The organism is Actinomyces bowdenii, assembly GCF_017592395.1.
Lineage (GTDB): Bacteria > Actinomycetota > Actinomycetes > Actinomycetales > Actinomycetaceae > Actinomyces > Actinomyces bowdenii.
Map to the genome: position 1 here is coordinate 35,697 of NZ_JAGFOU010000021.1, position 23,121 is coordinate 58,817.

The window sequence follows — 23,121 nt, forward strand, 5'->3', positions numbered from 1 at the left end:
GCTCTGACGATCAGCTTCCCCCCTCCATCTCCCCGGGATCAGGAGGCCAGGACTGGCGTCGTCGTCGCAGCGCCAACGGTGATCCGGCCGGTCCGGGCCGGGGCGGCCGGGGGGTGGCCCCGGGCCCTGGGCAGCCGGGCACTGCGGGATCCGCCTCACGCTCCCGCGGCTCCTCCAGTGGCCCCGCCAGCTCTTCACCGCCCCCGGCAGTGCGGCCCTCCCGAGCGCCGCGGACAGACCCCGGGGCGCCCGACCAGCCGGGCCCGGCCCAGCCGCCGCGATCGATCCCGCCCCCCGCCCGGCGCACAGGGAGCACGCGGAGCACGGGGAGCGCCGACGCGGGCTCCGGGCGCGCGCAGTCCCCCTCGCATCCGGAGGGGCCGGCTCAGCGCGGGGGCCCGATAGGACCCGGGGCCTCCGGGGCGCGCCCCCGGCGCCCCCATCCGCCGGCCGCCTCGCGCGGGGCGGGCGCCGTCGAGGCCCGGTCCCCCGGTGCGCGCCCGACCGCCGGGCCCGGGCAGGCCCGACCCGCCCGCCCAGCGGCCGGCGCCGGCACCGCCGGCGGTGAGGATGCCGGCAGGAGCAGTGCCGCCGGCCCCCGCCCCCGGGTGCCCTCGGGGAGGAGCCGGGCCCGGACGGGCTCCTCGGCCGTGCCCCTGGATGCCGATGCCGCCCCGGGCGCCCCCAGGCCCTCGGGAGCGCCGCCGTCGCGCGCCGGGGCTCCGGCCTCGGCCAGGCGCGGGACCTTCCCCGCCCGGCCCCGCGCCCACGCGGGCACCCGGGTGATGCCCGCGGGCGCCCGCGCCCCCCGGAGCGGCCCGCGCCCCGACGTCGTGCCCCCGGGATCCTCACCGGACCGGCCCGAGGCGCCCGGCCCCCGCGATGGCAGGCGGCGCGGGCGCAAGGCTCTGCGCTGGGCGGCGATCATCCTGGTGGTCCTCCTGGTGCTGGTGGGGGCGCGGGTGGCCTGGCTGTGGCACTCGGTGTCCTCCCAGCTCCAGCGCGTCGAGGCCCTCTCGGGGGCGCAGGACACCCCCGGGGAGACCTGGCTCATCGTGGGCTCGGACGCGCGGGCCGACGGGCCGATCCAGGATGGCACGGAGGGCGCGCGCGCCGATTCCGTCATGCTGCTGCACCGCGCGGACAACGGCCAGGCGAGCCTGACGACGCTGCCGCGCGACACCTATGCGGAGATCCCCGACTACGGGGGCGAGAAGATCAACGCCGCCTACTCCCTGGGAGGGCCACAGCTGCTGGTGCGCACCGTGGAGTCCCTCTCCGGGCTGACCGTGGACCACTACGTGGAGGTCGGCATGGGCGGGGTCTCCCAGATGGTCGATGCGGTGGGGGGCGTGGAGGTCTGCCTGGACTACGACGTCGACGACCCGGACTCGGGGCTGGTGTGGGACACCTCCCAGGGGACCTGTCAGACCGTGGACGGGACCAAGGCGCTGGCCTACGCGCGCATGCGCAAGGCCGACCCCACCGGGGACATCGGCCGGGGGCTGCGCCAGCGCGCCGTCATCTCGGCGGTGGTGAGCAAGGCGGCCTCGACCTCGACGATCACCAGCTTCTCCCAGCAGGATGCGCTGGTGGATGCCGGCACCCAGGTGCTCACCGTCGATGAGAGCAGCGGCGTGATGGACCTGGCCCAGATGGTGCTGGCCTTCCGCTCGGCCTCCGGGGAGCAGATGACCGGGGCGCCGCCGATCGAGGACCTGGCCTACGAGCCGGGCGGCATCGGCCAGTCGGTGCTCCTGGAGGGCACCACTGCGCCGGAGTTCTTCACCAGGCTGCGCGAGGGCGAGCTGACCCCGGCCGACTTCAACCAGCCTGCCTAACCCCCCTCCTTTCGACAATTTGCATGAGATCGGCGTTTTCCGGGCCTGGAGAAGTACGATCTCATGCAAATTGTCGAAGGTCGGGCGGGGGTTGGAGGCCCGGGACGGGATGGAGATTGGCGACGACGTCATCGGGGAAGGCCCGTGCGAGCTCCTCGACCACCGGGGTGAGGGCGGCGACGTCGACCCAGATGAAGCGCAGGACAGTGCCGAGCCGGCGCAGGTCATCCTCCCGGACCTTCTCCCGGGCCAGGGCGCGGCCATCCTGGCCGGAGTACTTCAGGAGCCCGTCGGCCTCGACGAGGATCCGATGCCTCGGCCAGGCCAGGTCGACCCGGTAGCGGCCGTGAGGGGCGTGCACGCGCATCTGCAGCACCGGAGCCGGGAAGCCGGCCTGCAGGATCACCCAGCGCAGCGCGGACTCCAGAGGGCTCTCGGCTCGTGCCGAGGCCTGCTCCACAATCGTCCGGGCGCGCTTGATCCCGCGGCGGGCGCCGCCGCCCTTGAGCGCCTCCAAGCGCGCCAGGAGGCAGGCGCGGGCCTCCTTCTCAGCGCTCCGGTAACGGGGATCATCGACGTCGTCGCTCCCGCAGGCCAGGGCGCGGCCGCGCAGGTGGCCGTCCACGACCACCAGGGCGTCGCGCGGGTGGAGCTCGCGGGCGCAGTCCAGGACCGTGCGCTCCAGGCCGGTCACCCTCAGGCCGTCGACATAGACGATGTCCTCCTCGGGCAGGATCCGCACCCGGCGCCGGTGGACGGCGCGCCTGCCGGGCCGCGTGGGGCGCGGGCGGGGTGGGCCTGGATGCGTCGGGCCCGGATGCGTGCGGCCCGCCTCAGCCGGCCCGTCCGCGTGGGGGTAGTCGACGACGGGGTAGAGGTAGGTGACCCGGCGGGGCGCGGTGCGCTGGATCGTGGTGATATCGGGCTCGGCCTCCCAGAGCGGCAGGCCGTGGATGAAGGCGGCCGCCTCGTGTGACAGAACGGCGTCCGTGCGCGAGCAGTGCAGGGCCGCCTGGCAGCGGGCGCGGGTGACCCGGGCCTTGAGCTGCCATGCCGGCTCGGAGAGGTCGAGGGGCTCGATGTAGGCGCCGTCGCGGATCTTGAGCTTGGCGGAGGGGGCGGGCTGGTGGGAGCCGAGGTAGGCCGAGGAGAAGAAGACTGGCACGGTTTCCATGCCGGGACTGTGGGGCACCGCGCCCGTCCGGCGCCACGGGAGCGGTCGGCCTTGTGGAGGGGCCCTGCACGAGGCCCGCCTGTGGAGCCCAGCCCCTCCCGTACTTTCGACAATTTGCATGAGATCGTCCTTCTCCGGGCCTGGAAAAGGACGATCTCATGCAAATTGTCGAAAGGAGGGGGAGGCTAGGAGAAGTGGGGGCGGGCGGGGTCGGCCTGCCAGGAGGTGTAGGAGGAGGTGACGATGTCATCGAGATCATGCTCGGCCCTCCAGCCCAGCACCTGCCCGATCCGCGTGGCGTCCCCGATGAGCTGGGGCGGGTCGCCGGCGCGGCGCTCGAGCTCCTCGGGCTGGATGTCCAGGCCCGTGGCGGCGATGACCCGGTCGACGACCTCGCGCACGGAGGAGCCCTTGCCGGTGCCCACGTTGAAGATGTGCTCGCTCATCACCCCTCCCCCGGCCAGGTAGTCCAGGGCGGCGATGTGGGCGGTGGCCAGGTCGCGCACGTGGATGTAGTCGCGGATGCAGGTGCCGTCGGGGGTGGGGTAGTCGGTGCCGAAGATCTTGGGGGTCTCGCCGCGTGAGAGGCGGTCCAGGACCATGGGGATGAGGTTGAGGGTGGCCATGTCGCCCAGGTCGTCCCAGCCGGCGCCGGCGACGTTGAAGTAGCGCAGGCCGGCCCAGCGCAGCCCCCAGGCGCGCTCGGCGTCCGCCATCATCCACTCGCCGATGAGCTTGGTCTCGCCGTAGGGGTTGATGGGGCGGCACTCGACGTCCTCCTGGACGACCTCGACGGGCGGCATCCCGTAGACGGCGGCGGAGGAGGAGAAGATCATCTGGTCGACCCCGGCGGCCTCCATGGCCAGGAGCATATTGGCCAGGCCGCCGACGTTCTGCTGGTAGTACCAGGCCGGCCGCTCCACGGACTCCCCCACCTGCTTGCGGGCGGCGAAGTGGATGACGGCGGTGACCTCGCGCTGGCGCATGAGCCCGGTGAGCACCTCGACGGCCTGCCCGGAGGCGACGTCGAGCTCGACGAGCGTCGCGCCCTCGACCCGGTCCAGGTTGCCGTAGGAGAGGTCATCGACGACGACGACCTCCTCCCCGCGCTGAAGAAGGAGCCTGACCACGTGGGCGCCGATGTAGCCGGCGCCTCCAGCAACGAGAATACTCATGCCGGAATCGTAACACCGAACATAAACAATCAGAAAGGAACAAGATCGCGCCAACTGCCGTGGTGCGCCCCACGAGGACGGCGCATCGGCCGGGAATTGTCAGGAATCTCAGGGACCGGGCCTCCTCGGAGCGAGCACCGGCCACAGACCGCCGGGCCGCGAGCGCTTGAGCCCCGCGGATCAGCTCGACGCCGCGCCCCCGACCTGCTCGCGCAGCGCGGCGCCCTTGGCATGGGCGATCTCGGCCAGGTCGGCCTGGAAGGCTCGCATGGCCTCGCGCAGCCGCGCCGCCTCCGGGCCCGCGCCGGAGGCCAGGATCCGCACCGCCAGCAGCCCGGCGTTCCTGGCCCCGCCGATGGAGACCGTGGCCACGGGCACGCCCGCCGGCATCTGCACGATCGAGAGCAGGGAGTCCATGCCGTCCAGGTGCTTGAGCGGCACCGGCACGCCGATGACCGGCAGCTCGGTGACGGCGGCCAGCATGCCCGGCAGATGCGCGGCTCCCCCGGCCCCGGCGATGATCGCGCGCAGGCCCCGGGAGGCGGCGGTCCGCCCGTAGTCGATCATCTCGGTGGGCATGCGGTGGGCCGAGACGACGTCGGCCTCGTAGGGCACGCCGAACTCCTCCAGCGCCCCGGCTGCGGCGCTCATCACCGGCCAGTCGGAGTCCGAGCCCATGACGATGCCGACCACCGGCTGCCCCTGATTCATCCCTGCGCCCATCGCGCCATCCCTCCTGTGGTTCCTATTGCTGCTCATTCCACCCATCCCCCATCGCCCCCGCGTGGGCTGCGCGGGCCGGCCGGTCGGGGCCAGCCCGTGCGGCCGGCCGGTCGGGGCCAGCCGGCGCCGTCACCATTCTCACCGGTCCCCGCGCAGGATGGCGACGACGTCGCGGGCCCGCTCCAGGATCTCGGCGATCTCCTGGCCCGGCCCCAGGGTCATGTTCACGTGCCCGAGCTTGCGCCCCGGCCTCCACTCCTTGCCGTAGAGGTGGATGCGCGCCTCGGGCTCGGCGGCCATCGCCCGGGCCAGCGCGCCGGGCCCCGGCCGCCGCCGGCCGCCGATGAGGTTGACCATGACGGTCAAGGGCGCCAGCGCCCGGGTCCCGCCCAGGGGCAGGTCGAGCACGGCGCGCAGGTGCTGGGCGAACTGGCTGGTCACGGCCCCGTCCTGGGTCCAGTGCCCGGAGTTGTGGGGGCGCATGGCCAGCTCGTTGACGTAGAGGCGGGTGGGCTCCCCGAAGACCTCGATGGCGAAGAGCTCGACGGCGAGCACCCCGGTGACGCCGAAGGACTCGGCCACCGCCCGCCCGATCCGCTCGGCCTCCTGGGCGGCGGCGGAGTCCAGCCCGGGGGCGGGGGCGATGACCTCGGCGCACATGCCGCCCTCCTGGAGGGTGTGCGCCACTGGCCAGACGGCGATCTCACCGCTGGGGCTGCGGGCCAGCAGGACGGCCAGCTCACGGGTGAAGGCGATGGCCTGCTCCACCAGGAGGCTGGTGACGGCGCTGCCCCCCAGGCTCCCGCCGCCTCCCGCGCCCGCCCCGGACTCGCCTTTCCGGGTGCGGGCCACCGAGTCGATCCACTGGGCCGCGCGTCCGGTGCGCAGCTCCTCGGCGTCGTGCACCAGCAGGACGCCGTGCCCGTCGTAGCCGCCTCGGGGGGTCTTGAGAACCACGGGCCAGCCGTGCTCGGCAGCGAAGTCCTCAACAGCGCTGGTCATCTGCGGCGCCTGGCCGGCGATCTCGGCCCAGGCGGGCTGGGGCAGGCCGGCCTCGTCCATGGCCCGGCGCATGGCGAGCTTGTCGCGGGCGAGCTCCAGGGCCCGGGGCGCGGGCTGGACGCTGAGGCCCTCGGCCTGGAGCCTCTCCAGGAGGGCGGAGTCCTGGTGCTCGTGCTCGAAGGTGAGGACCGCGGCCCTCGGGCCGCCGCTCCTCCCGCCCGGGCCGACGGCGCCGGGGGCACCAGTCGCATCGGCGGCTGAGAGCCGGCCGCCGGTGACCAGGGCGCGCACCGCGGCCTCGTCGTCGGCGTCGCCGACGGGCGCATCGACGACGACCTGCCCGGCCGAGCCCCGCAGGCTCTCCACCAGCACCCGCAGGTCGATGCCCAGGGCGCTGGCCTCCTCCTGCATCATGCGGGCCAGCTGCCCGCCCCCGATGACGGCCACGATCGGTGCATTCACGCGCTCAGGCTACCCGGCCCCGCCGGCCCGAGCCGGGCACCTCGGCGCCCGCCCCGCGCCGCTCAGGCCCGCCCCAGCGCCCGCGCCCGCTGCACATCTTCAGCGCGCCTCCTCAGACCCGAGCCTTGGAATCCCGCGGATCCCAGATCCAGAACCCGCCCGCCATCGCCCGAAGATGTGCAGCGCCGGTCCCGTTGCACATCTTCAGCGCCGCACCACCAGCCGGGCCCTTGAAATCATGCGGATCCACCACCCGCAAGGGCGGTACGGGGCGCCGAAGATGTGCAACGGGGCATGGCAGGCACCCGGGGTCATCGGCACCGATCCCTCCTGCCCGTAGGGTGAGCCCCGTGACGACTCCAGCCACGGCGCCCACGGCCTCCTCCCCGTCGCATGCCGGCGCGCCTCCCGCCCCTGAGGCCCCAGGCGCCGCCGCCCGCCCCGAGGCCCCCTCCGGCTCCCCTGCGGGCTCCGGCCCCTCCAGGTCCGGGGCCGCCCCGAGCCAGGGGCCGGCCCTCACGCGCCTGCCGCGCTCCATCCAGGTCCTGGCGGTCTGGGCGGCAGCGAGCCTGACGACCTTCATCATCCTGCGCCTGGGGGCCCAGGACACCCCGGCCACGCCCTGGGCAGGGGCGGCCCCCGGCTGGGCCCAGCACATGGCCTTCTGGGATGCGGGCTGGTACGAGCGCATCTCGCGCGAGGGCTACCCCGCGACCCTGCCCGTGGACGGCGATGGCCGGGTGAGCCAGAACTCCTGGGCCTTCATGCCGCTGCTGCCGCTCCTGGCGGGAGTGCTGGGCTGGACCGGCTGGTCCTTCCACGCCTGCGCGGCGGCGGTCTCGGTGGCGGCCTCCGCAGGAGCCGCCATCGTCGCCGACAGGTGGCTGGCGCCGCGCACGGGGCCCACGGCATCGCTGTGGGCGGTGGGGCTCGTGTGGTCCTCCCCCTGCGCTGCGATCCTCCAGGTCCCCTACGCCGAGTCCCTGGGGCTGCTCCTGGTGGGGCTGGCCCTGCTTCGCCTGTCGCGCGGGCGGGCTCTGAGCGCGATCCCCTTCGCGGTGCTGGCCTCCTTCGCACGCCCGGTGGGGGTGCCCCTGGGGGCGGCCCTGGGGCTGTGGTGGGCCTGGGAGACGGCGCGCGCCCGGGGGCTGGTGCCCCGCCACTGGTACCGGCGCCTCCTGCCCGCCCAGGAGCCGCTGGTCGCCCGCTCCCGGCTCCACCTGCTGGTGGCGGCCCTGACCACCTGCGCGGCGGCCCTGGCCTGGCCGGCCATCGCCTGGGCGGTCACGGGCCGGGCGGATGCCTACACGGCCACCGAGACCTCCTGGCGGGGCGACCACCTGGTCCCCTTCACGCCCTGGCTCATCCGCGCGGGGTGGTGGGTGGGGGACCACCTGGGATGGGCGCTGGTGCTGGTGGCCCTCCTGGCCGCCGCGCTCATCCTCTCGGCCCGGGCCTCGCGCCTCCTGGGGGCGCCGGCCTGGTTCTGGTGCGCGGGCTACATCGTCTACCTCCTGGCCTTCTTCGACCCCACCACCTCCCTCATCCGGCTCCTGCTCCCCCTGGCGCCCCTGGCCTGGGGAGCGGCCTCGGTGCTGGGCGCGCGCGGGCGCCTGGCGCTGCTCGCGTCCTGCCTGGGGGGCCAGCTGTGGTGGGTGGCCTGGGTGTGGGACCTGGGCACGGTGCACATCCAGTGGGTGCCCTGAACACGCGAGCGCCGCGCGTCTCAATGCAACGCCGCTGGTGGGGGCTTCCCTAGGATGCCGGGCATGACCGATTCCCCCGGCGCCCGGCCCCGCTCCCTGTCTGCTCGACTGGTGGCCATCGTCAAGGAGTTCATGCAGTTCGGAGCGGTGGGCGCGGCGGCCTTCGTCATCGACATCGGCCTGTTCAACCTGCTCCAGCACGGCCCCACGGGCATCCTCGCGGGCCACCCCAACACCGCCAATGCGGTGGCGGCGGTCACCGCCACCTTCTTCTCCTGGGTGGCCAACCGGACGTGGACCTACCGCGGCCGCACCCGGGAGAGCACGGCCCGGGAGGCCTTCCTCTTCGCCTTCGCCAACCTCGGGGGCATCCTCATCACCCAGTTCTGCCTGCTGTTCACCCACCACATCCTGGGGATGGCCTCGCCCCTGGCGGACAACTTCGCCGCCTATGTCGTGGGATTCGGCCTGGGCACCGCCTTCCGCTTCCTGTTCTACCACTACGTCGTCTTCACCGGTCACCGCTGACCCGCAGCCGGGCGCCCTGCGGCCCACGCGGGCCGGGGCCGGTGGTGCCCGATCCCACATGCTCAGAGCACAGCTCTCGCCGCACGGCTCCGACCCTGCCCCTTAGCCTAGCCGCGTGACCGCCCTACCGACTGCGCCGGCCCCTGCCCTCCCAGCCGCCCCGTCCGCATCCCTGGTGAAGGAGCCCCGGCCATGAGCGCCCGCACGACCGAGACCGCCCCCCGACGACGCACCTCCATCCCCGGCAATCTCCTGCGCGGGGGCCTCATCGGCCTGGCCGAGACCGTCCCCGGGGTCTCAGGCGGGACGGTGGCCCTGGTGGTGGGGATCTACGATGAGCTCATCGGATCGGCCTCCCACCTGGTCTCCGCCCTCAAGGCCCTGATCACCGGCCCCGACCGGCTGGCCGCGGCCAAGGCCCACCTGGCCGCGATCCACTGGAGCCTGCTCATCCCCGTGGCCATCGGCATGCCGGCCGTCGTGCTCTCGGTGGCCGGGCCCATGGCCGACGCCGTCGAGCACTACCCGGTGCAGATGCGGGGCCTGTTCTTCGGCATGGTGCTGGCCTCGGTGAGCGTGCCGGTGCGCATGGTGCGCAACTCGCTCAACAGCAGGCCGCTGGCCCCCGGGCCGCGCCCGCGGTGGCTGGCCGCCCGGCTGCTGGGCACGGGCGCGGCGGCCGCCGCGATCACGTGGCTGCTCGTCTCGCGCCAGCCCTCCCACATCGAGCCCCACCCCCTGGTCATCGTCCCCGCCGCGGCCATCGCCGTGGCCGCCCTGGTGCTGCCGGGGCTGTCCGGATCCTTCCTGCTGCTGACCTTCGGCCTGTACGCCCCCACGCTTCGGGCCGTGGATGAGCGCGACATGGGCTACCTGGGGCTGTTCATGCTGGGCGCCATGCTGGGCCTGGCCCTGGTGGTCAAGTCGCTCCAGTGGCTGCTGGCCCACCACCAGGTGATGACCCTGTGCGCCCTCATCGGACTCATGGTGGGAGGGCTCAGGGCGCTGTGGCCATGGCAGGACGAGATGAACCGCGCGCTGCCCCCGGGCCAGCCGCTGGGCACCGTGCTGGCCCTGGGCCTGCTGGGCTTCGCACTGGTGACCGCGATGATCGTGGTGGACCTGGCTGTCGCCCGGCGCTCAGCGGCCCCCCGGCAGCTCCCCGAGACGGGCGCCTGAGCCCGCTGCCCCTCCGCCGGGACCCGCGCCCGCTCCTTGTAGCCACGCCGCTCCGCCGGGGCCGCGGGGCCGGCGCCGTCAGAAGCGGCGTCGCCGCCCCACCGAGACCAAGGCGCCCTGGGGCAGGACATTGTTGGGGTCCAGGGACTTGGGCACGGCATTGAGCAGGATGGAGAAGACCGCCGGGCGCCGCTGGGACAGCTCGATGCGGCCGCCGTCGGCCTCCACGAGGTCCTTGGCCAGGGCCAGGCCCACCCCCGTGGAGCCGTGGCCCGAGACGTGGCGGTCGAAGATGTAGGGGGCGAGCTCGTCCCCCACGCCCGGCCCCTCGTCGGCCACGTCGATGAATACGCCGTGCCCGCCGTTGGCACCGCGCACGCTCACGGTGGTGGCGCCCCCGCCGTAGCGCAGGGAGTTCTCGATGACGGTGGCCAGCACCTGAGCCAGGGAGCCGGGGGTGGCCAGGACCGGGTGGCCCACCTCGTCGCTGAAGGTGATCGTGCGCCCCTCCTGCTGGTAGGCGGGCTCCCACTCCTCGCGCTGCTGGGCGAAGACGTCGGCCAGGTGCAGCGCCTCGGTGGTGCCCCCGCCGGTGCGCCGGGAGATCTTGAGCAGGTCCTCCACGACGCCGGTGAGCCGCTCGACCTGCTCCAGGCAGGCGTGGGCCTCGGCGCGCACCTCCTCCTGGTCGGACAGCAGCTCGATCTCCTCCAGGCGCAGGCTCAGGGAGGTCAGGGGCGTGCGCAGCTGGTGGGAGGCGTCGGAGGCGAACTGGCGCTCGGCGGCCAGGCGCCCCGCGACGCGCTCGGCGGAGCGGACCAGCTCGGCCTGCACCAGGTCGATCTCCTCGATGCCCGAGGAGCGCAGGCGGGGGCGCACCTGCCCGCTGCCCAGCTGCTCGGCCTCGGCGGCCAGGTAGATGAGGGGGGCGGACAGGCGCCGGGCCGCCTTGGACGCCACCACGGAGGCGGCGGCCAGGGCCACGACGGTGAGGATCACGATGGTGGCCACGACCGTGAGGATGGCGCTGACCTGATCACCGCGGTCCGGCGTCGTGCGCAGGACCAGGATGATCCACCCCCCGCCCAGGGGCACCCCCAGCAGGACGACGGCCACGGCGACGGCGGACATCGAGGTCACCATGGTTCGACGGCGCATCTGCTACCTCTTCTCAACAGGTCGGGCGAGCGGCGCCCCGGCCCACGAGGTGCGGCCGGGGCGCATGGTGCGGTGGTGTGCGGTGGCCCTGGTGCGGGCCGCGGTGGGCGGTGCCGACGGCGGTGGGCCGCCGCGGGGCCGCCCGGGCCCTCCTGCCCCGGGCTCAGCCCTCGGCCAGGCGGTAGCCGTCGGCCTCGGCGAGCAGCAGGCCGGGGGCCTCCTCGTCGTCGCCGAGCTTGCGCCGCAGCCAGGTGGCGTGCATCTCCAGGGTCTGGGGGCTGCCGGTGGGGTCCTCCCCCCACACCTCCTTGAGGATGTCGTCGCTGTGGACCACGGCCCCGCCTCCGCGCACGAGCACGCGCAGCAGCTCGAACTCGCGGATGGTCAGCTGGAGCTCGCGGGTGCCCACGAAGGCGCGGTGGGCGGCGACGTCGACGCGGACCTGCCCCAGGGCCAGCTCGTCCTCGGTGGCCTCGCCGGAGGCGCGCCGCACCTGGGCGCGCACCCGGGCCAGCAGCTCGGCCAGGCGGAAGGGCTTGGTCACGTAGTCGTCCGCGCCGGCGTCCAGCCCGACGACGAGGTCGGTGTCGTCGCTGCGGGCGGTGAGCATGAGGATCGGGATGGTCAGGCCCTGGGCGCGCACCTCGCGGGCGACGTCCAGGCCGTCGATGTCGGGCAGTCCGAGGTCGAGCACGATGATGTCCGCGCTCCCGACCTCCTCCAGGGCGCCCTTGCCGGTGCCGTGGGTCAGGACCGCGTAGCCCTCCCGGCCGAAGGCTCGGGCGAGCGGCTCAGAGATAGCAGGGTCGTCTTCAACGAGCAGAACAGTGGTCACACCGGTGATCGTAGGCGACGATGGCGAGGTCCGCCATCGTCCGGCAGGCCGAGATCCGATCACCGGGGACGGGACGGCGCCGGGGTGGCCGGCACGGGCGGGGCCGCCGCGCTCGGCCGTGCGGGGAAGGCGCTGATCAGGCCCGCTCCAGGGACCAGGGGACGATCTGCCCCAGCCCCTTGGCCACCACCTCGTGGCACTGGCCCACGCGGTACTTGCGGGCGGCCGGCCCGTGGATGATGGCCATGGCGGTGCTCTCGTCCATGCGGATGCCTCCCGGGTCGGCGGCGTCGACCAGGCGGGAGGCGAGGTTGACGGTGGGGCCGAAGACGTCCCCGGATCGGGAGACCACGCGCCCGTGCACCAGGGAGGCCCGCACCCGGATCGCGTCGGGCCCCCTCTGGAGCTCCTCGACCAGGGAGGTGACGACGTCGGCGGCGGTGGGCAGGTCGTCGGCGATGTACATGACGGCGTCGCCGATGGTCTTGACCACGCGCGCGCCCCGGGAGGTGACGACGTCGCGGGCCGTGGTCTCGAAGTCCTCCAGCAGGAGGGTCAGGGCGCGCTTGCTCATGCCCTGGGCGCGCTGGGTGAAGGAGACGATGTCGACGAATCCGAGGGAGCGGGTCAGGGGGTAGAGGTCGGGGCCGGTCTCCTCGCGGTCGCGGCTGGCGACCTCGGCGTCGGTGCGGCTGAGCAGGGAGGCCAGATGTCGGCGCCAGACGTAGGCGAGCTGCTTGGACAGGGTGTCGACCATGTCGCCGACCTCGCTGAGGGCCTCCAGGCGCGCCTGGGTGTCATCCAGGCCGCGGCGCTGGATGAGGTCGCCCACGAGGGTCTCGAACTGCCACAGCACGAGGCGGTCCATGGTGTAGGACTGGGCGCGCAGGAGCTCCAGAGCCCCGGCCACCTCCATGCCCTGGCTGCCGTCCTGGCCCATGAGGGACAGGGTGTTGCGCAGTGCTGCGGCGTCGCTACCGGTGAAGCGGACCTCCTCGGGGGAGACGTCGGCGAAGCCCATGGCCCGCCAGAACCGCTTGGCCATCTCCAGGTCGGTGCCCGCCTGCTCGGCCATCTGCTCCAGGGTCAGGCTGGGATCCTCCCCCAGGAGCAGGCGCTGGTGGCCTGCCAGCGCGGCCCATCCCCCGACCGCCGCCTGCCTACTACTCTCGCCCCCCTCGGGGCTCTCCTTCACTGCCATCACCGCGCTAGAGTAGCGCAGGTCACACGCGAACGCTCGTTGGGCTTTCACTCCGTGAAACGCGGAGCTCAGGAATGAGCGCGCACGAGCCTGACATCCCCCGCTTGGAGGACGACCGTCCCACTCCCGGTGCGCAGGACCAGGCCCGGGGCGAGGTCGATGGCCAGGCCCTCCACCGAGCCGCTGGGGGCCTGGACGCTGACGTGCTGGCCCAGGGTGGTGCAGGCCTCGCGCAGCTGGTGGGCGAGCCCACCGCCGGCGGCCTGCGGGTCACCGCCGGCCTCCTCCCACTGCGCCAGGCGCCGGCGCAGCTGGGCGCCGATCTCCTCGCGCGCCTCCTCCGGGCTCGCCGCCACGCCCAGCGTGCGCAGCGATGCGGCCCAGGGCACGGGGAGCTGCTCGACGCCCTGGCGGACATTGACCCCGATGCCCAGGACGACGGCGGGCGCCTGGTCGCGAGTGGAGGGCAGGCCCTCGGGCAGGGGCAGGCCCGGCAGGGGCACCAGCTCGGCCAGGACTCCGGCGAGCTTGCGGCTGGTGCCCCAGCCCTCGACCTCGGGGGGCGCGGGGGCCCGCTCGCCCCCCGGGGCGGGCAGGGCGACGACGTCGTTGGGCCACTTGGTGCTCAACCGCCACCGCAGGGGGTCCACGCGGGGGGCCAGGGCGTCGCGGACGGCCAGCCCCGCCAGGAGCGGCAGCCAGGCCAAGGCCTCGACGGGCACGAGCGGGCGCAGCACGACCGAGACGGTCAGCGCCCCGGTGGCGGGGGTGGTCCAGGCCCTGCCCGATCGGCCGCGCCCGGCGCTCTGCCCCAGCGCGTGCAGGGCCGAGAAGTGCGGCCAGTGCCCGGCCCCGGCTCCGGTGAGCTCGGCGCGCAGGTCGTCCTGGGTGGAGCCGGTCATGGGCACGACCCGCAGCGGGGAGAAGGCGCTGGTGTCACTGCCCGCAGTGGAGGTGGCGCAGGTCATGATCCGAGCCTACCGCTGGTGGAGGGCGAACGGGGCCGCGGCCGACGGATCCGGGCGGGGCCTGGCCGCCGGGCTGCGGCGCCGGCCGCTAGGGTGGGGTGCGTGATTCTCCTGGCCTCCCAGTCCTCCGGGCGCCTGGCGACGCTGCGCGCCGCCGGCATCGAGCCCCGCGTCCGCGTCTCGACGATCGATGAGGAGGCCGTGCTGGAGGCGCTCAGGCGGCGCGATCCGGGCGCGGGGCCCGCCCAGCAGGTCCAGGAGCTGGCCCGGGCCAAGGCCCTGGAGGTTGCCGGCCGCACGGGCGCTGATGAGGCCGGCATCGTCGTGGGCTGCGACTCGATGCTGGAGATCGACGGCGTCGTGGTGGGCAAGCCCGCCTCCGCCCAGGAGGCCCGCGAGCGCTGGGCGTCCATGCGCGGGGCCAGCGGCACGCTGCACTCCGGGCACTTCCTGGTGCGCACGGCTGATGGCGCCAGCGCGCAGGGCGTGAGCTCGACGGTGGTGCGCTTCGGCGAGCCGAGCCCGCAGGAGATCGAGGCCTACATCGCCACCGGCGAGCCCCTGTGGTGCGCCGGGGCATTCACGATCGATGGCCTGGGCGGCGCCTTCATCGAGGGGGTGGAGGGCGATCCGCACGGGGTGGTGGGCATCTCCCTGCCGCTGCTGCGCCGCCTGCTGGCGCAGCTGGGGGTGACCTGGACCGACCTGTGGGGAGCGCCGTCGTCCGCTCCGGAGGCGATCGCCTGAGGACGCGGGCCCCGAGCCGGGGCGGTGCTCGGCCCGGGCTGTGGCGCGGGCCCGGTGGAGGCTCAGGCGGCCTGGGTGCCGGGCGCCTCGGAGATGACCTTCATGAGCTGGGAGAGCAGGCCGAGCTGATCGCGGCTGAGCCGGTCGAGCACGTGGCGGCGCACGCCGTCGAGGTGGACGGGTGCGGCCTGCCGCAGGAAGGCCAGGCCGGCCTCGGTCAGCTCGCAGTTGACGCCGCGCTTGTCGGAGGCGCAGGAGACCCGCACCACGTAGCCCTCCTTCTCCAGGCGCCCGACGGTGTGGGTGAGGCGGGAGCGGGAGTGGGAGACGTGCTCGGCGAGGGTGGACATGCGCATGGAGCGCTGGGGGGCCTCGGACAGGCGCACGAGGATCTCGTACTCGTGCATGGAGATGCCGCAGCCGGCCTCGAGCTCGTGGTTGAGGCGCGCGGTCACGGCGGTGGAGGCGGCCAGGAAGGCCCGCCAGGAGTCCATCTCCAGCGGATCGAGACGGCGGTGCTGAGCCGTCTCCCCGCAGGTCGGAGCCGATTCGGGGGCCTGGCCGCAGGCGGTCGGGACCTCCTGGGCGGGGGCGGGCTCCTGACCGCAGGTCCGGGCGGGCTCAGCGGGCTCCTGGCCACAAGTGGTCGGTACTTCCTGGGCGGGGGCGGGCTCCTGACCGCAGGTCTGAGCGGGCCCGGGGACCATGCGCCCGGGCGCATGCGGCGCATCGATGGCCGCCTGCCCGCAGGCGGTGGCAACGCCACCGGGCTTGTCGATGCCGGTGACCCTCTCGTCGGCACTGCTCACCGCATTGACTCCTTTCGACCACGGCTGCGCACCACAGCCACTCGCCACCATCTGCTTGTCGTTCAGGGTTGAACAACTCACATCATCCATTTATAACACTTGCTAAGGCTATCGTCGCCCCCTTCGCCGCGGTCGGCAAGTGCCATGGGACACGGACAAGTGCCTGGGGACGGGCGGCGGAGGCCGCCGCCGAGCATAGTCCCATCATGGTCGCAGCCCCCGGAACGGCGGTCATTGGAGCGCTCGTATCGACGCCATTCCGTGACCTGCGCATTTCCGCGGCGCGCATCCGCCGCCGGCGAGCAAGGCCCTGGCGACGGCCCGGCGGCGGCAAGGCCGCACCGCCGGGAGCCTTTGACTTTTCTCACTACCACCCGCGCATGACGACCCGGGCGGGAGCCCCCGGAGGACCGCGCTCCCAGCGATCACTGACCGCCGATAGCACTCCGGAACAACTCCGGTTCTCTTCACCGCAGCCTATCTGTCACCGTCGCGCTCAAGCACAGGTATCGCTCACGTCAATCACGAAGGAGAACAAGTTTATTCTCATCATTCATACAGGATCCGTCTGGATCGAGGCGGAGCGGGGCCGTCCCGGTCCGCGGGACCTCCACAGGGGCGGGGAACCGCAGCACGTCGTCGGGCGCTGCTGCCCCGCCCCTGGGAACGAGTGCCAGGGAGAGGGCACCGATCAGCAGCCCGTGGGCGATGACGGCGGACGAGCCCACCGCCAGCCCCGCCTGCGCCGCCGCCCCGCTGCGCAGGTGGAGCGCATTGCCGTCCCCGCTGCTGTGAGCCCATGCCCGGAGGTCCTGCCGGCTCAGGGTCAGCTGGAGCGCGGTCCTGCGGGCGCCCTCCCGCCGGGGGCCACCCGGAGCAGCGGTGGCCGCCACCGCCGCGTGCTCGACCGCGTCGAGCCTTCGGGCCAGCTCGTGGCGCACCAGCCAGGTGCCGCCGAGGACATGGACCGTGGAGCGGGTGCGGATGAGCTCCCATCCCGATCTCCTGACCACCGAGACCTCAGGAGCGCCCGCCCGGTGGGGCGCGCCGGCCCCTTCGCTGCCCCGCGCGGCCCCGCCCGCTCCTGGAGGGCTGTGCTCCTCCCGCGCCGCTGCCAGGAGCCGTTGGGCGCACCTGCGGTGGAGGAGCCCGTCCCAGGGCGTGATAGCGCCATGCAGCTCCTCCAGGGCGATCACTGCCGGCAGGATGCCCTGGGCGCCGCGGCGGGCGGCCGCAGCCAGGCCCTGCGGCTGCTGCACCGCATCGTGGATCGCCCCCACGGGCCAGGGCGCGCCGCCGTCGGCCGGGCTCGGGCCGGCGCACGCCGCCTCCCGCGCCCGATGCAGGATGGGCAGGAGGGCTGCGGCCAGCGCCTGGGCGCGCGCATCGTCGGGGTGGTCGGGGCTCACCTGCTCGATGCTAGAGGCCCGCCCGAGGCCCCGCTGCACATCTTCAGCGCCGCCTGCGCCTGCCAACCCCGACCTTTCCGCATGATCCGGTCACCACCCCGCCCCAAGATGTGCAACACCCACCCCGCTGCACATCTTCAGCGCCGCCTGCGCCTGCCAACCCCGACCTTTCCGCATGATCCGGTCACCACCCCATCCCAAGATGTGCAACGGGGGGCGAGGGCGTGAAGGAGCCCCGCCGACGCATGGTCGACGGGGCTCGCAGGGCCGCTCTGAGCGGCGGCCGATCAACTGGGAGAGAGGATCAGCGGGTCTCGCGGTGCTCGGTGTGCTTGCCGCAGCGGGAGCAGAACTTCGAGACGGCCAGGCGGTCGGGGGTGTTGCGGCGGTTCTTCTTGGTGATGTAGTTGCGCTCCTTGCACTCCGAGCAGGCCAGAGTGATCTTGGGGCGAACGTCGGCGGACTTGCTGGCCACGTTTGACTCCTCGTGTCGATCCTCGAGCATGCGTCAGAAGCGCTGTACTCGAACCTTGCGTAGCGGGGGAGGGACTCGAACCCTCGACCTCACGATTATGAGTCGTGCGCTCTAACCAGCTGAGCTACCTCGCCATAGGAACACAATGGGGGCCATCGGCCCCCGCTGTGAGAGCCCCGAAAGGGAATCGAACCCTTGACCTTCTCCTTACCATGGAGACGCTCTGCCTACTGAGCTATCGGGGCAACGAGCGGAATCCTAGGCAGATCCGGATCGCCTTGGCAATCCAGTCTCCCGTGGTCTCCCTCTCATCGCGGGCCTCCGCCCGGGGGCGGATCTGATCACCGGGATGATCATGGTGGCGGGTGAGGGATTCGAACCCCCGTAGCATTCCGCGGCTGATTTACAGTCAGCTCCCATTGGCCGCTCGGGCAACCCGCCTTCGCTCCACGCGGCGCCCGACAGGGCCGCCGCTCGGTGCCGTGGAAGAATAGCAAGTCCTCAGCCGGGGCGCCAATCCCCTCCGTAGGACCCTGCTCACAGGGGGTTCCGTGGGAGGATCGGGCCATCCGGCGGCGGGGCCCGCACGCGCCCGGCATGCGCGCCCCGCGGGGCCGGCGCTCCTGACCAGAACAGACCAGAGAGGCACACCATGGCATCCGACTCCTCCTTCGACGTCGTCTCCCGCCTGGACCGCCAGGAGGTGGACAACGCCGTCAACCAGTGCGCCAAGGAGATCTCCCAGCGCTACGACTTCCGGGGCGTGGATGCCGCGGTCTCCCTGTCCGGGGACACGATCACCATGGAGGCCAACAGCCCCGAGCGGGTCCTGGCGATCCTGGATGTCCTGGAGTCCAAGCTCTTCCGCCGCGGCGTCTCGCTCAAGGCCCTGGACCTGGGTGACAAGGAGCCCCGGCCCAGCGGGAAGATCTACCGCCTGGCCTGCCCCCTCAAGGAGGGCCTGACCCAGGAGGTGGCCAAGAGGATCACCAAGGCGATCCGCGATGAGGGCCCCAAGGGGGTCAAGGCCACGATCCAGGGCGATGAGGTGCGCGTGTCCTCCAAGTCGCGCGACGACCTCCAGGCGGTCATCGCCCTGCTCAAGGGCCTCGACGTCGACGCGGCCCTGCAATTCGTCAACTACCGCTGAGGGCCGCGCGGGCGCCTGGCCCTACCCTGGCCCTACAGCCCTACGAGGACAGGAGCGTCAGGACCGCCTTGACCCGGCGGTGGACGGCGGCGTCGGGCAGCAGGCCCAGCTTGGCGAAGATCCGCTGGGTGTGCTTCTCCACGGCCCCCTCGGTGACCACCAGCCGCGCGGCGATCGCGGCGTTGGTGTGCCCCTCGGCCATGAGGCCGAGCACCTCCCTCTCGCGCGGGGTGAGGCGCTCCACGGGGTCGTCGCGCCGCCCGCGCTGCATCACCTGGGCCACGACGTCGGGGTCGAGCACGAGCTCGCCGCGCGCCACGCGCTCGACGGCCTCCAGGAAGGAGTCGATGTCGCTGACCCGGTCCTTGAGCAGGTAGCCCAGCGCTCCCCCGCCATCGGCCATGAGCTCGGGCAGGTAGCCGGCCACCACGTACTGGCTGAGCAGGAGGATGGGCGCCTGGGGTCACTGGGCGCGGATGGCGGCGGCGGCCCTGAGGCCCTCGTCGGTGTGCGAGGGCGGCATGCGGATATCGGCGATGACGATCTCGGGTCGCAGCTCCAGGGCGCGGTCCACCAGGGCCTGGCCGTCACCGACATCGGCGACCACCTCGTGGCCGCCCTCGGCCAGGATGAGCGCGAGCCCCTGGCGCAGCAGGACGGAGTCGTCGGCGATCAGGACGCGCACGGGATCACCGCCTCCACACGGGTGGGGCCGCCCTGCGGGGAGGTGAGCGTCAGGCGCCCATCCACGCCGGCCAGGCGCTCGGCCAGTCCGGACAGGCCGTGGCCCTTGGCCGGCGAGGCCCCGCCCATGCCGTTGTCCTCCACCCAGGCGTGAAGGAGGCCGTCGCGCACGGCGGCGCCCACGTGGGCACGGGTGGCCCCGGAGTGCTTGTTGACGTTGGCCAGGGCCTCGCTGACGACGAAGTAGGCGGCCTGGGCGGCGTGGTCGGGCAGGTCGGGCAGGTCGGCGCTGACGGTGACGGGCACGGCCGAGAGCGTCGCGGCCTCCGAGATCGCGGCACCCAGGCCACGGTCCACCAGGATCGGCGGGGCGATGCCGCGCGAGAGGTGGCGCAGCTCGTCGAGGGTGGCCTGGGCCTGGCCCATGGCCTCCTGGAGGATCTGGGTGGTGGCCTGCGGGTCCTTGCCCGCCTGGCGCTTGGCGCGCGCCAGGTCCATCGTCAGGCGCACGAGGCGCTGCTGGGGGCCGTCGTGGATGTCGCGCTCCAGGCGGCGGCGGGTGTCGGACTCGGCGCGCTGGACGGCGGCCCGGGAGGTCTCCAGGCGTCCCACCTCACCGCGCCAGGAGAGCATGAGACGGGTCAGTCCGCTGTGCACGGCTGCCAGGCCCCGCAGGACGGCGGGTGCGGCGGCCAGGAAGAGGACTGCGATGATGAGGTCGACGACGATGTTCCACAGGAGGGGGTACGGCAGTCCCAGCAGCTCGGCCCAGCCCTGATTGCTCTCGGGGACGATCAGTTCCGGGACGACCTCGACGATCGGCGCCAGCAGGCCGCCCACGGCAACGGAGAGCCATATCACCGTCAGGGACCACAGGGCCAGGGAGACCGGGAAGGAGACCACGATCCACAGCAGGTCCATCCACCGCTGGGGGTCCTTGAGGGGGTGCAGGAGGCCCCGGATGGTGCTGGCGCCCTGCGGCACGGGGAGGTAGTGGGCGGGAACGGGGGCGGAGCCGTCGACGGCGCTGGCCGCCCGGCGGGCCATGTCCGCGAAGCCGCCGGTGATCAGGAGGGTCATCACCAGGATGGGCAGGCCCACCCAGATGACGATCGTGCCGATGCCGGTGGCCGCCAGGGGAATCACCAGACAGAAGGCCATCAGGTGGACGGGCCAGGCCAGTAGGAGGTAGGCGGCGTCCCTGCGGGCCTGCGGCAGGCGGCGGGACCAGGAGCGGAGGAGGTTCATGGCTCAATTCTCATCGCACGCTCCCCCGCAGGCAGCCCAGCGACCTGGCCGGATGGGTGTCGGGCTGGCCCGACGCCCATAGGTGGGCCACCCGTGCGGCAAGGTGGCCGGGAGGACGGCGACCAGGGCGAGGCCGTAGCCATCACGGCTCTGGGAGTCGGGACCAGCACTGGCCGGTGGAGACTGATCGGGAAAAAGACGGCAATATCCGCTCGATGAGGTCTGGACCGTAGTACTCTGCTGAGGTCACAGGCATGTCTCACCTGCCCCGGGCCCAGGGCCTGCCGGGGTGGTGGGGCTCGATCGGTTCGCGAGCCGCTACGAGCTCGTGATTGTGGGAAGGGTAGGCAAGCATGGTGGGCAGCCAGCTCGAGTTCTCCGCGGAGCCGGCGTCCAAGGTCAGTACCTCTGCCTCGGACTGCGCTGATGAGATCACCCGGACCACAGGGGACCAGGAGGTCACCAGTTCGGCGACCCTGGCGGGCACCAGCCTGACGGACAAGGCCTCGACCGCCGGCACCGCGGTTTCGAGCGCCCGTACGACCTTCTCCTCGCGCCTGACCAAGCACTCCAACGGCATGTACAACGCCGCCAAGGACGTCGCAGCAGCCGATGAGGGCTCGGCCAACGGCACGAGGAGCCTCTAAGCCCACACAGCCTACCCGGCCGGGACGCCGCTGCCCGTCGCTGGGAGACAGCCTGCCCCCGATAAGAAGACACGATGAGATGGGGAGGTCTCGCTGATGCCGTCGTTCAAGGATGTTCTTACGTGGGATGGGACGGCTTTGCGTGATGCGGGTGAGGAGCTGGTGGTGGCCTCCAAGAGCTATGAGTTTGTCTATGGGGAGCTCGACGGGCTGAAGGTGGAGGGCCTGGAGGGTGAGATCGCTGAGGCCGAGGCCAAGGCGCGGCGGATCCTGGCCGATGACGCCATGGACCTGTGGACGGCCCTGGATCGCGGCGGCAAGGATCTGCAGGACGCCGGCAACAGCGCTGATGCGCTGGCCGCCGAGGCGCTGGATATCCAGGCAACCGCCACCAACGACCACTTCACCATCAGCGACAGCGGCGAGGTCACCGACGTCTCACCCGCGCTGGAATCGGACAGCTCCCTCAATGATGCCTATACCTGGCCCTCCTCGCGGGAGGCGACCAAGCTCGCCCTCAAGGCGCGCATTGGCGTGGTCTTGGAGCAGGCGGGGGATGTGGAGGTCTTCTTGGAGGGGGTCTACAACAACATCGCCCAGGTCAGCACGATCGCCCAGGGGCCCAGTGCCTCAGTGGTCAACCACGGCGATCGCCAGCCCCCCGCGTCCTGGTCGGCCCAGGACGTCAACGACTGGTGGACGGCCATGACCCCCCAGCAGCGCCAGCACATCATCGACACCCACCCGGCCTGGATCGGCAACCTCGACGGCATCCCCGCCCAGGACCGCCACGCCGCCAACATGGTCTGGCTGTCGGTCATGAAAGCCCGAATCGATAAACAGGTCGAGGACCACGAACCCAAGACGATCGTTGTGCACGGCTCCCTAGGGAGCCGACATGTGGTAAAAACTGTCCAATACCAGAACCTCCTGGATCGCCAGGCTGAGATACATGCGTTCTACGACCAGTTCAATAGTCCAGAGAGCGACAAGGAGACCTACCGCCATACGCTCCTGGTGCTGGATGACAGTGGTGATCATTTCCGGGCCGCGGTGGGCTCGGGGAATATCGATACCTCGGACCATGTCATGGTCTTCACCCCGGGGATGACCTCCACAGTGGATGCCACACTGATCGGACAGGGCAGCACCACCTGGGGCAGTGGGGTCCGCGACACGGACAACACCCTTGATGAGGCTCGTCGGCAACTGGCTGCGCAGGGCCGGGATGACGAGTCCGTGGCCGGGGTGACCTGGCTGGGCTATGACGCCCCGAACTGGGAGGAGACCTTGAGTAACGACGACAGCTCGGTGCTGCGCCAGGACGAGGCCAGGGAGGGGGCTGCGAGCCTGTCCTCCTTCTACAACGGGCTTCAGGCCACCCACCACGGTGACCCCCACCTGGATTCCTCGGGCCACTCCTACGGGTCGGTCGTCAACGGCCTGGCCCTGCAACAGACTGACGTGGCCGATGAGCTGGAAGTGCACGGCTCACCCGGACCGGGAAGCGCCGACGCCTCGGACATGGGCCTACTGCCCGATCACATGGCGGAAGCCTCCGCCGCCAAGGACACGGTGGCGTTCTCCGGGGCGCACGGAAGACCACCACAGACGAGTCCTGACTTCGCTCATATGGAGACCGACGCCCACAGCAACCCACGCTACGACGGCCATAAAGAACATGGAGGCCGAGAGCTGCCCGGGTCCGAGGGGCACTCCCAGTACTCCAGGCTCGGGGAGGACGGCACGCCGAGCACCTCGCTGTACAACCGGGCCAGCGTCCTCATCGGCGACGGGGTCACCATCCCCGAGGAGGGCTGACACGTGAGAGATCAGGACTCATCGGCTGATAGCCCGGATAGCCCTGCCCCGCGGTGGATGCGGGCGCTCAAGCGCATCGCGATAACCGCGCTGATCCTGGTGACGATCCTGGCCTGCTTCATCGCGTACCTGGCCTGGGATATCTCACGGTATGACGAGGTCAACTCCCCTCCCATGTT

The 23,121-nt window shown here is 72.5% G+C and carries 20 protein-coding genes, 3 tRNA genes and 1 pseudogene; 8 read left to right on the forward strand and 16 right to left on the reverse strand.

Annotated features, from left to right (window positions below; translation table 11 throughout):
- Positions 1-650 precede the first annotated feature (650 nt).
- Positions 651-1,841, forward strand: a complete 1,191-nt coding sequence (locus J5X07_RS09790) for an LCP family protein (RefSeq protein WP_341769451.1) — start codon at positions 651-653, stop codon at positions 1,839-1,841.
- A 61-nt stretch (positions 1,842-1,902) separates the two neighbouring features.
- Here the strand turns inward: J5X07_RS09790 and J5X07_RS09795 are convergent, their stop codons facing one another.
- The 4 genes from J5X07_RS09795 to J5X07_RS09810 form a co-directional block, all read right to left on the reverse strand.
- Positions 1,903-3,015: a PDDEXK family nuclease gene (locus J5X07_RS09795; protein WP_124934166.1), complete on the reverse strand. Its 1,113-nt coding sequence runs from the start codon at positions 3,013-3,015 to the stop codon at positions 1,903-1,905.
- A 185-nt stretch (positions 3,016-3,200) separates the two neighbouring features.
- Entirely contained in the window at positions 3,201-4,190 is a 990-nt protein-coding gene (gene galE / locus J5X07_RS09800) for a UDP-glucose 4-epimerase GalE (RefSeq protein WP_208479681.1), read from the reverse strand.
- A 180-nt stretch (positions 4,191-4,370) separates the two neighbouring features.
- Positions 4,371-4,901: a 5-(carboxyamino)imidazole ribonucleotide mutase gene (purE, locus tag J5X07_RS09805; RefSeq protein WP_124934187.1), complete on the reverse strand. Its 531-nt coding sequence runs from the start codon at positions 4,899-4,901 to the stop codon at positions 4,371-4,373.
- Between the two features lie 150 nt (positions 4,902-5,051).
- Positions 5,052-6,377, reverse strand: coding sequence for a 5-(carboxyamino)imidazole ribonucleotide synthase (locus tag J5X07_RS09810; RefSeq protein WP_208479683.1), 1,326 nt, complete (start codon positions 6,375-6,377; stop codon positions 5,052-5,054).
- Between the two features lie 350 nt (positions 6,378-6,727).
- Between J5X07_RS09810 and J5X07_RS09815 the strand changes: the two genes are divergently transcribed.
- The 3 genes from J5X07_RS09815 (at position 6,728) to J5X07_RS09825 (ending at position 9,790) form a co-directional block, all read left to right on the forward strand.
- Positions 6,728-8,083 (forward strand): hypothetical protein, encoded by a 1,356-nt coding sequence (locus J5X07_RS09815; protein WP_424924123.1) that lies wholly within the window; start codon positions 6,728-6,730, stop codon positions 8,081-8,083.
- 54 nt (positions 8,084-8,137) lie between these two features.
- Positions 8,138-8,611 (forward strand): GtrA family protein, encoded by a 474-nt coding sequence (locus J5X07_RS09820; protein ID WP_208479685.1) that lies wholly within the window; start codon positions 8,138-8,140, stop codon positions 8,609-8,611.
- 192 nt (positions 8,612-8,803) lie between these two features.
- On the forward strand, positions 8,804-9,790 hold the full coding sequence (locus J5X07_RS09825) for a DUF368 domain-containing protein (protein WP_208479686.1): 987 nt from the start codon (positions 8,804-8,806) through the stop codon (positions 9,788-9,790).
- 78 nt (positions 9,791-9,868) lie between these two features.
- Here the strand turns inward: J5X07_RS09825 and J5X07_RS09830 are convergent, their stop codons facing one another.
- The 4 genes from J5X07_RS09830 to J5X07_RS09845 all read right to left on the reverse strand — a co-directional run bounded on the left by J5X07_RS09830 (position 9,869) and on the right by J5X07_RS09845 (position 13,952).
- Positions 9,869-10,948, reverse strand: a complete 1,080-nt coding sequence (locus J5X07_RS09830) for a sensor histidine kinase (RefSeq protein ID WP_208479687.1) — start codon at positions 10,946-10,948, stop codon at positions 9,869-9,871.
- Between the two features lie 163 nt (positions 10,949-11,111).
- A complete protein-coding gene (locus tag J5X07_RS09835) occupies positions 11,112-11,783 on the reverse strand; it encodes a response regulator transcription factor (RefSeq protein ID WP_124934172.1) in 672 nt (223 codons plus the stop codon).
- 136 nt (positions 11,784-11,919) lie between these two features.
- The gene (locus J5X07_RS09840; RefSeq protein ID WP_124934189.1) at positions 11,920-12,984 is read right to left on the reverse strand and encodes an adenylate/guanylate cyclase domain-containing protein; all 1,065 of its coding nucleotides are present in this window, start codon (positions 12,982-12,984) and stop codon (positions 11,920-11,922) included.
- Between the two features lie 68 nt (positions 12,985-13,052).
- The gene (locus tag J5X07_RS09845) at positions 13,053-13,952 is read right to left on the reverse strand and encodes a biotin--[acetyl-CoA-carboxylase] ligase (RefSeq protein ID WP_208479688.1); all 900 of its coding nucleotides are present in this window, start codon (positions 13,950-13,952) and stop codon (positions 13,053-13,055) included.
- Between the two features lie 102 nt (positions 13,953-14,054).
- Between J5X07_RS09845 and J5X07_RS09850 the strand changes: the two genes are divergently transcribed.
- A complete protein-coding gene (locus tag J5X07_RS09850; RefSeq protein WP_208479689.1) occupies positions 14,055-14,699 on the forward strand; it encodes a Maf family protein in 645 nt (214 codons plus the stop codon).
- 62 nt (positions 14,700-14,761) lie between these two features.
- On the opposite strand, the gene J5X07_RS09855 is transcribed toward J5X07_RS09850, so the two are convergent.
- The 6 genes from J5X07_RS09855 to J5X07_RS09880 form a co-directional block, all read right to left on the reverse strand.
- The gene (locus J5X07_RS09855; protein ID WP_244925093.1) at positions 14,762-15,508 is read right to left on the reverse strand and encodes a MarR family winged helix-turn-helix transcriptional regulator; all 747 of its coding nucleotides are present in this window, start codon (positions 15,506-15,508) and stop codon (positions 14,762-14,764) included.
- Positions 15,509-16,026: 518 nt separating this feature from the next.
- The gene (locus J5X07_RS09860; protein ID WP_208479690.1) at positions 16,027-16,917 is read right to left on the reverse strand and encodes a MaoC/PaaZ C-terminal domain-containing protein; all 891 of its coding nucleotides are present in this window, start codon (positions 16,915-16,917) and stop codon (positions 16,027-16,029) included.
- 304 nt (positions 16,918-17,221) lie between these two features.
- Positions 17,222-17,392: a 50S ribosomal protein L33 gene (gene rpmG / locus J5X07_RS09865; RefSeq protein ID WP_124934176.1), complete on the reverse strand. Its 171-nt coding sequence runs from the start codon at positions 17,390-17,392 to the stop codon at positions 17,222-17,224.
- 60 nt (positions 17,393-17,452) lie between these two features.
- Positions 17,453-17,526 (reverse strand) — tRNA-Met (locus J5X07_RS09870).
- A 38-nt stretch (positions 17,527-17,564) separates the two neighbouring features.
- A tRNA-Thr gene (locus tag J5X07_RS09875) sits at positions 17,565-17,637 on the reverse strand.
- 111 nt (positions 17,638-17,748) lie between these two features.
- Positions 17,749-17,833: transfer RNA gene (locus J5X07_RS09880), tRNA-Tyr, on the reverse strand.
- Positions 17,834-18,044: 211 nt separating this feature from the next.
- Here J5X07_RS09880 and J5X07_RS09885 point away from each other — a divergent pair.
- Positions 18,045-18,542, forward strand: coding sequence for a YajQ family cyclic di-GMP-binding protein (locus J5X07_RS09885; protein ID WP_208479691.1), 498 nt, complete (start codon positions 18,045-18,047; stop codon positions 18,540-18,542).
- A 40-nt stretch (positions 18,543-18,582) separates the two neighbouring features.
- Here the strand turns inward: J5X07_RS09885 and J5X07_RS09890 are convergent.
- Positions 18,583-19,227, reverse strand: a pseudogene (locus J5X07_RS09890) (response regulator transcription factor).
- Positions 19,215-20,474 carry a sensor histidine kinase gene (locus tag J5X07_RS09895; protein WP_124934179.1) on the reverse strand — a complete coding sequence of 420 codons (1,260 nt, stop codon included), beginning with the start codon at positions 20,472-20,474 and terminating at the stop codon, positions 19,215-19,217. The pseudogene J5X07_RS09890 and the gene J5X07_RS09895 overlap by 13 nt, the downstream one beginning before the upstream one ends.
- 353 nt (positions 20,475-20,827) lie before the next feature.
- Between J5X07_RS09895 and J5X07_RS09900 the strand changes: the two genes are divergently transcribed.
- Together J5X07_RS09900 and J5X07_RS09905 are read left to right on the forward strand one after the other, a co-directional pair.
- Positions 20,828-21,121 carry an MFS transporter gene (locus J5X07_RS09900; protein WP_124934180.1) on the forward strand — a complete coding sequence of 98 codons (294 nt, stop codon included), beginning with the start codon at positions 20,828-20,830 and terminating at the stop codon, positions 21,119-21,121.
- Between the two features lie 96 nt (positions 21,122-21,217).
- The gene (locus J5X07_RS09905; protein WP_208479692.1) at positions 21,218-22,942 is read left to right on the forward strand and encodes an alpha/beta hydrolase; all 1,725 of its coding nucleotides are present in this window, start codon (positions 21,218-21,220) and stop codon (positions 22,940-22,942) included.
- Positions 22,943-23,121 lie beyond the last annotated feature (179 nt).

Excerpts from the sequence above, each read along its gene's own strand:
- J5X07_RS09795 (WP_124934166.1), bottom strand. The coding sequence starts at position 3,015 with ATGGAAACCGTGCCAGTCTTCTTCTCCTCGGCCTACCTCGGCTCCCAC.
- galE (WP_208479681.1), bottom strand. The coding sequence starts at position 4,190 with ATGAGTATTCTCGTTGCTGGAGGCGCCGGCTACATCGGCGCCCACGTG.
- purE (WP_124934187.1), bottom strand. The coding sequence starts at position 4,901 with ATGAATCAGGGGCAGCCGGTGGTCGGCATCGTCATGGGCTCGGACTCC.
- J5X07_RS09820 (WP_208479685.1), top strand. The coding sequence starts at position 8,138 with ATGCCGGGCATGACCGATTCCCCCGGCGCCCGGCCCCGCTCCCTGTCT.
- J5X07_RS09825 (WP_208479686.1), top strand. The coding sequence starts at position 8,804 with ATGAGCGCCCGCACGACCGAGACCGCCCCCCGACGACGCACCTCCATC.
- J5X07_RS09830 (WP_208479687.1), bottom strand. The coding sequence starts at position 10,948 with ATGCGCCGTCGAACCATGGTGACCTCGATGTCCGCCGTCGCCGTGGCC.
- J5X07_RS09840 (WP_124934189.1), bottom strand. The coding sequence starts at position 12,984 with ATGGCAGTGAAGGAGAGCCCCGAGGGGGGCGAGAGTAGTAGGCAGGCG.
- J5X07_RS09845 (WP_208479688.1), bottom strand. The coding sequence starts at position 13,952 with ATGACCTGCGCCACCTCCACTGCGGGCAGTGACACCAGCGCCTTCTCC.
- J5X07_RS09885 (WP_208479691.1), top strand. The coding sequence starts at position 18,045 with ATGGCATCCGACTCCTCCTTCGACGTCGTCTCCCGCCTGGACCGCCAG.
- J5X07_RS09895 (WP_124934179.1), bottom strand. The coding sequence starts at position 20,474 with ATGAACCTCCTCCGCTCCTGGTCCCGCCGCCTGCCGCAGGCCCGCAGG.
- J5X07_RS09900 (WP_124934180.1), top strand. The coding sequence starts at position 20,828 with ATGGTGGGCAGCCAGCTCGAGTTCTCCGCGGAGCCGGCGTCCAAGGTC.
- J5X07_RS09905 (WP_208479692.1), top strand. The coding sequence starts at position 21,218 with ATGCCGTCGTTCAAGGATGTTCTTACGTGGGATGGGACGGCTTTGCGT.